The organism is Bacteroidota bacterium (genome assembly GCA_013360915.1).
Classification (GTDB): Bacteria; Bacteroidota; JABWAT01; order JABWAT01; family JABWAT01; genus JABWAT01.
In genome coordinates this window covers 512,756-524,765 of the sequence record JABWAT010000001.1, presented here as the reverse complement: position 1 = coordinate 524,765, position 12,010 = coordinate 512,756, and the positions used below count along the sequence as shown (strand labels likewise).

The following is a 12,010-nucleotide window of genomic DNA, read 5'->3' as shown; positions in this document are numbered from 1 at the left end:
AAGAAATTATGAAAACGATACTGAATGCCTTACTGATCGTCGCAGCCACCGGCCTTGTTGTCTCTCAACCGGTTCAGGCCCAATCCATCACCCGCGCGGGAACCACCGCTGCGCCATTTCTGAAAATCGGTGTTGATGCCCGGTCCAATGCCATGGGGCAGGCCATGGTTTCTCTGGCAAACGATCCGGCAGGATTGTTCTGGAATCCGGCAACCATCGCCTACACAGAAAAGATTCAGGCGGTTGTGAGTCATTATGACTATGTGGCCGATTTATATATGGAATATGATGCCGTGGCCATTCCGATTGAAGGATTGGGAGTGCTTGGACTTTCCGTAACCTATCTGGGAATGCCCGATATCGAAAGAACAACGGTGTCACTCCCGGGGGGAACCGGTGAGAAGGTATCGGCCAGTTCATTGGCTGTTGGTGCCACCTGGGCAAGCGCTCTCACCGACCGGTTTGCAATCGGGGGAAGTCTGAAATATATCAGAGAAACACTCTGGCATTCGTATGCTTCATCCGTCGCCGGTGATGTCGGACTTACATATACCACTCTGAACGACCGGTTCCGGTTGGGGATGTCCATCAGCCATTTCGGACCAGATATGCAGATGAGTGGACGTGATATGCGCATTCAGCATGATATCAATCCGGGACACAACGGAAACAATCCGTCCATTATCGGATTCCTTGCGGCTGAAAAATTTCCGCTCCCGGTCTTGTTCCGGGTAGGAGTTTCATCGGACCTGACCTCGTTTATCACAGAGTCGAAAGCTGTTAAATGGGTGGTGGCTGCCGATGCAGTTCACCCGAATGATGATTATGAGCATGTCAATCTGGGATCGGAAGTTACGATCAGTGACATGGTGGCGCTTCGTGCTGGTTACAACCGGATGTTCGATCCCGATGAAGAAGGGGGGCTGGGGCTGGGAATTGGCTTCAGTTATAACCTGATGGGAATCGGCATGAGGCTCGATTATGCAAATGTCGATTTTGGATATCTCGACCGCCAGAATCAGTTTACCCTGGTGCTAACCTTTTAATCTGTGAATACCATGAAAAAGTCATTACTCTATTCTGCCTGCCTGATTGCCCTGTTCCTTCCTGTGACTGTTGCAGCACAGTCGACCTATGGTGATGCACTCAACCGGGCGAAAAATATTCACCAGGGAAATAAAGTCCGTGTGACCATTCACAACAATGGCCGCCTGGGATCGGTCCGGGGCGATGCCTCTGAAACGTACCCGGGTGAATGGCCCATTGGTACCGGTCAGATTCAGCTGGGTAATACCTCACAGTTTGTGATGTCCGAAGTCAGAGTCTTTTCGCACATCGATGCTACGACCGGTGACTCGGTTTTTAAATATCTGACACCGGCCATCTTTGGTGAAGGATGGGATCCTTCGGTGTTTTCATCCGATTCCCTGGGCCGTTTTCTGGGATTTGAACCCCTGCCTGGGTATCTGAATCTTACACAAAAAGCGAAAAATGTAAACCGCGCAGTTGCCATGAGCAATCAGCCATTCACATGGCCCGCCTTCTGGCCCGATAAAACCTCTGACGGGGTTGATGCCGGCTGGGCCGGAAAATGGAACGGTTATTTTGGTAAAGATCAGTATAACGCAGACGAGGAAAGTTATTTCGTTGTCGATGATTACGTGTATAAAAAACGGCTCAAGGGTCTCAATCTTCCATTGCCGATTCCGTCAGAACCGGGGCGGGGTGGACTCGGCCTGAAAATGAGCATCCGTGGATTGCAATGGGCCAATCCTGATGCAGAAGATGTGGTGTTCTGGCTATTCAGAATTCAGAATATTTCTCAAAGAAACCTTGACCGAACTGTTTTCGGCGAGAACGTTGGAGCCTCCAGCGGAGCCCTCATCGGTGGTGGCGGAGGAAACGAGAATTCAGATGATGCAGCCTTGTTCTACCGCGAAGAAGGCCTGGCAGTCAATTATGACATCGACAATCGTGGGGCCGGCGGATATACGCCCGTTCCGTATGTGGGGTTTGCTTTCCTCGAAAGTCCGGGTAATGGTCTCGATGGAATCGATAACGATGGCGATGGAATAGATCCGACCAAACCGGGTGGAGGCACCGGAAAAGTAATTTCAGTTGGTGATTTTGCAAAAACATACCGGATCGGTCAGCAGATCGTCACCATTAATTACAACAACCCGGCCTACCCACGCACACTTACCACCATGCCGATGGCTGGCGTTGAGTTCAAATTCGGTGGAATCACCCACAAGAAAATGCCCAACCAGATGCTGATTGAAATTCCGAGAAACGGGGTGGATGATAACCTGAATGGTCTGATCGATGAAAGCGATGGAGCCAAGGTGTATGATCCCGACATCAAGGACTCGGTGGAATACTTTCTGTATATCCGTTCCGATTACAATAAGCGGGATTACCTGGCCATTGATTATTTCACCGGTTCCGGATTGAATAACCGCATGATTGACGAACGTCGTGATGATGGAATCGACAACGATGGAGATTGGGATATCCGCTTTGATGATGTGGGTCTGGATGGAAAAGTGGGAACTGGTGATGAAGGCGAAGGAGACGGACGCCCGACTCCTGGTAATAATGACCTGCCGGGTGAACCCAATATCGATCGGGTCGATGTAGATGAATCAGATCAGATTGGTCTGACCAGCTTCAAATTCTATGTCTATGGCGCACTGACCTACAGCAACGATGATCAGATGTGGGCTTATTCCAATCCCGGATTCTTCGATTTTAAAACCACAGTGGTGGCCGACCATGATTATGTGTTTTCCTCGGGGTATTTCCCGCTGAAAGCCGGTCGTGAAGAGTTTTTCTCGGTCGCGCTCCTGTTCGGTGTCGATGAGTTTGATATTATCCGGAATAAACGGACCGTTCAGGAAATCTATAACTCAAATTACAACTTCGCAGTGGCTCCGCTTCAACCAACGCTTTCGGCTGTAGCCGGTGATAAAAAAGTGACGCTTTATTGGGATGAAGAGGCCGAAGCAAGCTATGACCGGTTTCTGAAAACATATGATTTTGAAGGGTACAAACTCTATAAATCCTCCTGGGTCGAGTTTAATGAGGATGGAGACATTACCGATGGATATGGCATTTCACGATACAATGTCCCCATTGCAATCTGGGATAAAGTGGATAGCGTTTTCGGCTTCTTCCCACAAACAGGTGGTACCGGCGTTCAATTCAATCTGGGAAGTGAAACCGGACTGGAACACCGCTACGTCGATACCGATGTGCAGAATGGTGTGCAGTATTTCTATGGCCTGACCGCATATGATACCGGCGATATCGAAAAAAATATCGGACCATCAGAATGCGTGATCTATATCGCACGTAATCAGGCAGGTGAAATTTCTTACAGCCAGAATGTGGTGGCTGTTACGCCGACCGCTCCTTCAGCAGGTTTCGAATCGGCAGGTTTTGACATCAATCCGCGGCCGGTTGGCGAACTGAAAACAGCGGGTGTGGTAGGAATTAATATCATCGATCCGGCGAAAATCCGTGATGGCGACCGGTATGAAATCGGATTCCTCGATCCGTCCAATGATAAATTGGATAATGACAAGGATGGCGTGCTGGATGACCTGGATCTGGATGAATTTTTCCCGACAGAAACCTCGGGCTTCTGGTTGAAAAATGTTTCGCAGGCATCGAAGACCGATACCGTTTATCTGGTCGATCGGATCGGAGACAGCATTGTTGTAAGAAACCTGTATGATGACCGTGATGGGGATCCACACACCTTCTCGAAACTGATGAATGATCTCGGACTCGAAGTGGTGGTCAGAAACCCCATGCCCGGCGTTTACAACAACCCGGATGAAGGCATTTTTAAAGGGGTGAAATGGGGAAACAATGTAAATCCTGCCGATTCTGCTTATATACTGAGGTTTACTCAATATGATCAGGGTGGATTTAAAAAAGGAACCCCGTATCCGCGGCAGTATGAAATCCGGTTTTACAACCAGTTGGTAGATACCTCAAGTGCCATCCGGGTTCCGCTGGCAACGGGCACCGGTTCTATTCCGCTGCCTGGCCGTCCGGTAAACTTTAAGGTTTATGATAAGCAGACAGGTGAAGAACTGAAGTTTGCCTTCACCGAGAATGCCAACGTTCAGCCTAAAATTGCACCTGCCGGATTTTTCAGTGCCAAAGACCGGATTATTTTCTTCGAGGAACTCAGTGATGGACGCACGGTCATTACCAATCAGTTACTGAACGTATCGAACAACGACACGCTTTTTAACAAGATTTATGGACGAATCCTTGGAGAGGGTGACAACATCAGTCTGTACCCCGACAATCCGTTTTACAAATTAAGCCGGTATGAATTTACCGTAAGAGCCGAAAGTGTGAATAACAAGGCGGCCAAGGCGGCCATGAAAAATATCAGGGTTGTTCCCAATCCCTATGTGGTGACTGCAATCTGGGAACACCCGAGTGCAACCGGCACCGGAAGGGGAGAGCGGAAAGTGGAATTCACGAACCTGCCGAAAAAATGTACCATCCGGATTTTTACAGTCGATGGAAATCTGGTGCGGGTTCTTGAGCACGATGCACCTGCCTCTGACGGATCGGAACCATGGGACCTTCGTTCAAAAGATAACATGGAAGTCGCCTACGGTGTTTACATCTACCATGTCGAAGCGCCAGGCGTTGGAAATCACATCGGACGGATGATTGTAATCAAATAAGGACCCATGTTTGTTCTTCTGCTGATCACCAGTTTATTCATTCAGGAAAATAACCGGGACTTCTATCCCGGTTATTCCGTTCTGGATTCGGCCGTTGCCATTGCCGGAAAGGATACACTGACTCTCAATCAATTCAGGTTGGCTTACATCGAAGTATTAAAACATCCCGCCTTTAAAGAATCCCCCGAACTGCGTGAAGCTGTTTTGAAAGATCAGATGAAAATCATGGTCCTGGCTTCCGGGGCACGGCGCCTTCAACTCGATACCACCCGCCAGTTTCAGTTCCGGATGGAGGCTTATCAGAAAAACCTCATCAGAAAAGCTCATTACAATCATAACATTGCGCCGAGGTTAACCTTCACAGAGAAGGAAGTGGAAGAAGCCTACCGCTTCACACAGGAAAGCCGGTTGGTCAGCCACCTGTTTTTTAAATCAAAGGAAGCAGCGGAACAGGCATTCGATGAATTGAATCGTGGTGCCAGTTTCGATAGCCTGGCCAGTCAGGTTTTCCGGTCGGGTAAACTGGCTGATAGTGGCGGTGATCTGGGTTGGGTCGATTGGCGTGACCTCGATTATGAATTGGCAATGGCTGCCTTCCGGACCAGGACCGGATTTATTTCCCGCCCGGTCCGGTCACAATTCGGGTGGCATATTCTTAAAATCAGGGATTATAAAAAACGTCCGCTGATCACCCGTTTCGAGTATGAACAGAAGCGCGAAACAGCAGACTACCTGTTGCGCGAAAAACGTGGGGAACATCTGGCCTACCTTTACCTCGATTCCCTCATCCGGTCAGCCAGCGTAACAATTAATCCGCTCACTGCACGTGAATTAAAGGAATGGTATTGGCCGGTTTTGAACCAAAAAACTTCCAATGGTTCCGAACAGGAATTTCAGATGGAACCCACAGGTGAATTTTCCCAACAGGTCCCGGTCTGGCAAAGACAACATGATGTACTCGCCACGTTGAATGGACAGCCATTCACAGTGGGGGACTTTCTGAAAACGGTTCCGTTTATACCTTCATCTGCCTGGCAATCTGATTTTAAAACGGTTCTTGATCTGGTTTTCAGAGATGAACTGGTTTACAGGGAAGCGGTCCGGTCAGGTGCCAAAAGCAAGACTCACCAGATTGAAATGAAACTGGCTGAAGACCGTATTCTGGCTTCAGCCATTCGTCCGCTGATCCTCAGAGACGTCTCAGTCACAGGTGAGGAAATCGGAAAATGGCTTTCGGCCAATCAACTTTCTCTGACGGGCGCCCCCGAAGATTCCCTGCTGGTTAAAACAGTCAGGGGTGCTGTGCTCGCAGAGAAAAAACAGCAGGCGGAAGAAGCCTTTCTGGCGGAAACCGGCTATACCGGTTCAGCAATTTTTTATACGGAACGCGTTCACCGGTTTTATGATCGGGTGACCCGGGCCCCAAAACGGGAGATGTTAGATCCATGAAACCAGTTACCTTGTTTATTCTCTTTCTGCTCCATTCAGCTGTGACCTTGGCTCAGGTGACGGGATATAAAGAGGATTTTAAAGATGGAAACATGAACGGATGGGTCTCTGACCATCCCCGTACTTTTCAATTGTCCGTAGAGAATCAGCAACTGAAAATTAACTACACACGGACAAGTTCCAGTGATCAGTGGGATAATTTCAATTTCACCCCACCGGTAACCATTAATAATTCTTCTTCAAAGACCGTGACTGTTCGTGCAAAATCCTCGGTCGAAACCGCCTTTACGGTAAAATCACTTTACCAGTCCGGAGATGATTTTCTCACCGTCTCTTTGCCGGGAGATAATGAATGGCATACGCTGACTTTTAAGAGTAAAAAGACTACCTCACTGGTCATTACGAAATTTTACCTGTATCTCGATGCCGGAACGACCGGTTCCAGATCGGGTGTCATTTATGTCGATGAAATGCGGGTAGGTGACTCAGTGGTGGTTTCATCCACCCTCGATTGGAAATTCCTCAACAGCACGGTAACACAGGCAAAAAGCCGCCTGGCTTCAGCCGTGGAGGGCACCGAAGATGGACAGTTCCCTGCAGGATCAAAATCGACGCTTCAGGCAGCCATTACCTCGGCTGAAACTTTCGCCGGTTCTGGTGCCAAACGACAGGGTCAGATCGACTCGGCTGCCACCGTTCTTCTGAGTGCCATGGTTGATCTCGAAAAATCGGTGAATGGTCCGGTATTGCCCATCGTGGATCCTCAGGCCACCTGGGAAACCAGAAACCTGTACCGGAATCTTAAATCAATGGCCACGCGGAACCTGATGTTCGGAATGCACGATGCCACCGGATATGGGGTTGGATGGACAGGAAACGACAACCGCTCGGATGTGAACGATGTGGTCGGTGACTTCCCGGCTTTCTACAGCATGGATTTTGCCTTTATCGATAAGGAAGAGGACTGGTCAGGCAGCAAATACCGTGTGGAAAGTGCCTACAACCGGGGTGGCGTGATTTCGTTTTGCTGGCATCAGCTCGATCCTGATAAACGTGGATTTTATGCCACCGATGTGAATAACGAAAAAATCGTAACCAGCATCCTTCCCGGCGGTCCCCGTCATTCAGAATACAAGGCAAAACTCCGGCAGGTCGGTAAGTTTCTTCAGTCCATCCGTGGACCAAAAGGGGAGAATATTCCGGTGATCGTCAGACCCTATCACGAACACATCGGGAACTGGTTCTGGTGGGGGACCGGGCACAGGACCACGGCTGAATATAATTCTTTGTGGCGGTTTACCGTTGATTATCTGATCGATTCCCTGAATGTGCACAACATGTTACTGGCCATTTCACCAAATCTTGATCATGGAGGAAATGCCAATACCTATTTCGATGTTTATCCGGGTGATGACTATGTCGATATTTTCGGGTTCGATTTTTATTGGTCCGATGTCATTTCTGATCAGACGAAAAAGGACGTTCCGGCCTGGTTGAGAACCGTTGCCTCGCATGCAGTGGCCCGGGGGAAAATCGTTGGTTTCACCGAAGCCGGTCAGGAAGGGCTCGATGCACCGAATTGGTTTTCAGACATCCTGCTGCCACCAATTAAATACGATTCTCTGGCTTCCAACCTGGTTTATGCGGCTGTTTGGAGGAATGCCAATACCTCCCATCATTACGCACCTTATCCGGGTCATAAATCCGTGCCCGATTTTAAGAAATTTTATAACGATGCCTATACGTTGTTCGAACGGGACCTTCCCGATATGTATGCTCCTCCGGCCGCCGATGTCCTGGCACCTGCATTTACAAACGGACAGGATAGCACACTTGTGAGCTGGAAAACCCATTTTACCATCAGTCTGGAAACAAACGACCGGTCTCTGGTTAAAATGAGTACCTCCGATGTTTCCTTCGATTCCATGGAAGACACCGTTCTTTCATCAGGGTTTGGTCTGATTCACGAAATTCCGGTTTCGGCAACTCAGGGTCAGCAGAATCAGTTTTATCTGAAAGCACGGGATCGTGATGGAAACACCATGCAAAATTCCTTTGTGCTGTCAGTCCTTGTTGATACCATGATGGCTCCGGTTAAATGGTTCGATTCCCGGTACAATATTGCCTCCTGGCCTTTCGGAGAGTCTCCGATCGGAACAGACCAGGCATCGAAAACCATCATTTCACAGGTTCAGACTGCCTACTTCAGAACCAATTTCGATCTCGATTCGGTTCCGCCCACCTTTGCCTTGCTGGTTAAAAGTCTTGGCGGGTTTGTTGCGTACCTGAATGGCGAAGAACTGCTCAGACACAACATCAATCCCGGATTTGATGTGACCTATGATACCCCTCCTAATTCGGCCGGATCGTACTCCAGAATTCTTATTTTTTCAGCGGCACAGCGCAGCATGTTAAAAAAGGGAACCAATACCATTGCAATCGAAATCCATGCGCAGGCACCGGGAACGGTAACCACTTTTGATGCAAAAGTGTACACCCAGACTTCAACGATCATTCCTCTGGGTTCTTCCTGGCAGTATGTTGACAACGGCAGCGAACCGACGCCAAAAACACTGGGGCAAATTCTCAGTGCTGAGGTGTCCAACCATCCATCCTCTTTCCATCTGCTCGGTAATTTCCCGAATCCGTTTAATCCCTCGACCGTGATCAGGTTTTCTCTTGAGAAACCATCCGGAATCAGCATCGAAATCTTTGATGTGCTCGGAAGACGGGTTCAGGTCATCCCGGCAGGGATTCTGTCAGCCGGCATTCAGTCTGTTGCATGGAATGCCTCTGGTTTGCCATCCGGTGTTTATCTGATTCGCTTGACTGCTGCCGGAAAATCAGCCACTCACAGGGCGGTTCTTATGAAATAATGTTTTCCGGCGGAAGGGATTGGCCCGGTGTTTTATTATTTTGATAAAACACCGGGCTTCGCTGTTTTGCCGGATTCCGATCCGGGGTTGGGTCGCAAATTCCCCATCACAATGACCTTGCAGGTCTGGTATGCTGAACATGGATGAATTGAACCAGAATTACATTAAAGACCGTAAACGCCAATTACTGGCCATCGGATTCCTGATCCTGGTGGCGGGTATCTACATGGCCACCATCCTGATGAAGAATGGTGAAGAACCGCAGAAAGTCACAGAACTTTTCTTTGCCGACCGGATGACACCGGCTCATGAAGAACTGATTGCCCGATACAATGCAGAAAACAGTGGGAAAGTACGGGTAATCCCGGTCGATTTTCCCAATTTTGATTTCAGTACCAATGAGCGGAAGGAGTTACTTGCAAGGTCTCTCAGAGGCAGAGAAACCGGTATTGATATTCTGGCTGTTGATCTGATCTGGGTTCAGCGCTTCGCGAAGTGGAGCGAACCGCTCGAACAGTATTTTTCCGACGAAGAAATTGGCAGAATTCTTCCGGTTGCGCTTGAATCCTGCTACTATGAAGGCGAGTTGATGGCCGTTCCTTTCGATCTGGTGCAGGGCGTGTTGTACTACCGCACCGATCTGGTCGGTTCAATGAAAAACTCAGCGGAACTGATTAATAAACTTGAGTCAGGCATAACCTGGGAAGAATTACTTGCCTGGCAACGTTACGCAGACCAGTCAAAGCCTTATTATATTTTCCCTGCCGCCTCCTTTGAAGGCTTTATCTGCACCTTCACCGAATTGCTGCTCAGTCAGAATCCGCGCTATTTCACCGACTACGGGTTCGATTTTAATACCTCAGAAGCCCGGCGGTCACTTCATTTCCTTACCGACCTGATCCATACCTATAAAGCCACACCCACAAAAGTGGCCGACTTTACTGACTTACCGAGTTTCGAATACTTCCTCCTCAATGATGCCTACTTTGTCAGAGGCTGGCCCACCTACGACAAGGATTTTGTGGACAGTCCCATCGATACAAACCGGCAGAAACTGATTAGAAAAGTGATGATGCCTCATTTCCGTGGATCCACCCCCGCCTCGGTATTCGGTGGATGGAATCTGATGGTTAGTAAATTTTCTTCTAAAAAGGCTGAAGCCATCGACTTCATCAAGTTTTTGCTCAGAACGGAATCTCAGGAACTCATGTACAGCAGAGCAGGGTATTACCCGGTCATCGGTGATTTATACACCGATCCTGGTTACCAGAGCCGTTACCCGGAATTGAAAGAAAATCTGAAAAAGATTGGGTTCGGAGTTCACCGGCCACGGCATGAAGAATATACCAAGTATTCAGAAATCATGTCCGCATGGTTTACAGAGGCAGTTCAGGGGAAGGTTCCGGTTGAAAAAGCCCTGATTAATGCTTCCTCCGCAATCAGAAGTGAAGCACTGGAAAAGAAAAACGGTTACTGAGTCCACTTCAATGCTAAAAGAAAAAATCCTTCGCAAATATTTTCAGTACCGGTTCGAAATAACCCATATCACGATTTTTTTTCTCGTCCTGATCGGCTTTCAGATCGGGGTTACTTTTATCCAGAAATCAGCGGTTAACGAATTACTCGATCAGACACAATCCTGGTATCAGAAGGATGCCGCAGAGCGTCTGGCAATCGTGACCACCACCAGCCTGGAACTCATCTCTGAAAACATGTTCACCGATAAATTGCTGAGTGATCACAACGAGCGGAAAATCATTTCCTCGCTGAACGTGGTTTTCCGGCAGCAGATCATTCAGGGGAATGTGAAGGATATCTGCCTTATCCTGGTCCGCCACCACCAGCTTTATGTGATTGAAAGCGGTCAGCACCTTGCTCAGTTTATCAGAAATGACCTTCCGGCCTACAGCCACTCCTCCGGAAAGCATTCCGATGCCGTTCAGTTGTTTCATCAGAACAAGGAACGGATGAAAAATGAAGAGGTCCTGTTTTCTTCGAGAGACCTCTCAGGAAATTTTCACGTGTTGGTTCCCTTCGTCCCGAATGGGGAATATCTCGGTGTGCTTTTTATGAAAATCACACCAAATTTTTCCTTTATCACCGAGGAGGTTTCCTCCGGACTCGATAACGTCACCTTTCTTTACTCGGCACTTATTTTTATCGGATTACTGGGGATTTTTATCGTCTCATCACAGGCCGTGAAAGAACGGAATGAGGCCCAGCAGAAATTTTATCTTGAGCATGAAGAAAACCTGACAAGGCAGATTCGGCTCGAAAAAGAATCTCTGTTTACCAAACGGATTTATCATACCAACCACAAGGCAGAAAAAATCATCGGATTTATCAAGGAGGATCTCAGGCAGATCAGTCCTGAAAATCTGGATGAGACCCGCAAAAGAGTCATTACCTACGCCAATTTTATTTCCCGTATTATTTATGATATGAAATGGTATGACCAGCCAATCAATACCATTGTGAATCCGATGTTTTCCACTTCGGTGAATGAGGTCGTAAGGTTTATACTTGATTATGTCTTTTTGCGGATTTCCTCCCGCAATGAAATGTTTTCCTTCGAAACCGATCTCGACCCGGCCGTTCCCAAAATTCCTGTAAATGAATTTGTGGTCTGGGAAATTCTGGAACCAATTATTCAGAATTCCATCGACCACGGTAAAAAATCCCAGATTCATATCCTCATCCGGACACGTTATCAGCGGGATCAGAATCAAACCATCATTACCATTCAGGATAATGGTGTGGGCATCAAACCCTGGCTGCTCGATCCGGGTGAGAATGGTGTACCCCGATTATTTCAGGAAAATGAATCAACCAAGGTGGTTACCGCATCCGGCGCGGGTTATGGGTGTTACATTGCCTGGCAGTTAGCCGTGGGAAAATGTGGCTGGACTGTGAAAGCCGAAAACCTGCAACCAGAGGGTTGTCGGTTTACCATGATAATCAAACATTGAG

General features: G+C 48.2%; 6 protein-coding genes. All 6 read left to right on the top strand.

The window, feature by feature from the left end:
- The first annotated feature begins 8 nt into the window (after positions 1-8).
- The 6 genes from HUU10_02285 (at position 9) to HUU10_02260 (ending at position 12,009) form a co-directional block, all read left to right on the top strand.
- Entirely contained in the window at positions 9-1,046 is a 1,038-nt protein-coding gene (locus tag HUU10_02285; GenBank protein NUQ80413.1) for a PorV/PorQ family protein, read from the top strand.
- Between the two features lie 12 nt (positions 1,047-1,058).
- Positions 1,059-4,715: a hypothetical protein gene (locus HUU10_02280; protein ID NUQ80412.1), complete on the top strand. Its 3,657-nt coding sequence runs from the start codon at positions 1,059-1,061 to the stop codon at positions 4,713-4,715.
- A 6-nt stretch (positions 4,716-4,721) separates the two neighbouring features.
- On the top strand, positions 4,722-6,164 hold the full coding sequence (locus HUU10_02275; GenBank protein NUQ80411.1) for a peptidylprolyl isomerase: 1,443 nt from the start codon (positions 4,722-4,724) through the stop codon (positions 6,162-6,164).
- The gene (locus tag HUU10_02270; GenBank protein ID NUQ80410.1) at positions 6,161-9,040 is read left to right on the top strand and encodes a T9SS type A sorting domain-containing protein; all 2,880 of its coding nucleotides are present in this window, start codon (positions 6,161-6,163) and stop codon (positions 9,038-9,040) included. Before HUU10_02275 ends, HUU10_02270 begins: the two co-directional genes overlap by 4 nt.
- Before the next feature lie 139 nt (positions 9,041-9,179).
- Positions 9,180-10,517 (top strand): extracellular solute-binding protein, encoded by a 1,338-nt coding sequence (locus HUU10_02265; GenBank protein NUQ80409.1) that lies wholly within the window; start codon positions 9,180-9,182, stop codon positions 10,515-10,517.
- Positions 10,518-10,527: 10 nt separating this feature from the next.
- A complete protein-coding gene (locus HUU10_02260; GenBank protein ID NUQ80408.1) occupies positions 10,528-12,009 on the top strand; it encodes a histidine kinase in 1,482 nt (493 codons plus the stop codon).
- Position 12,010: the final 1 nt, after the last annotated feature.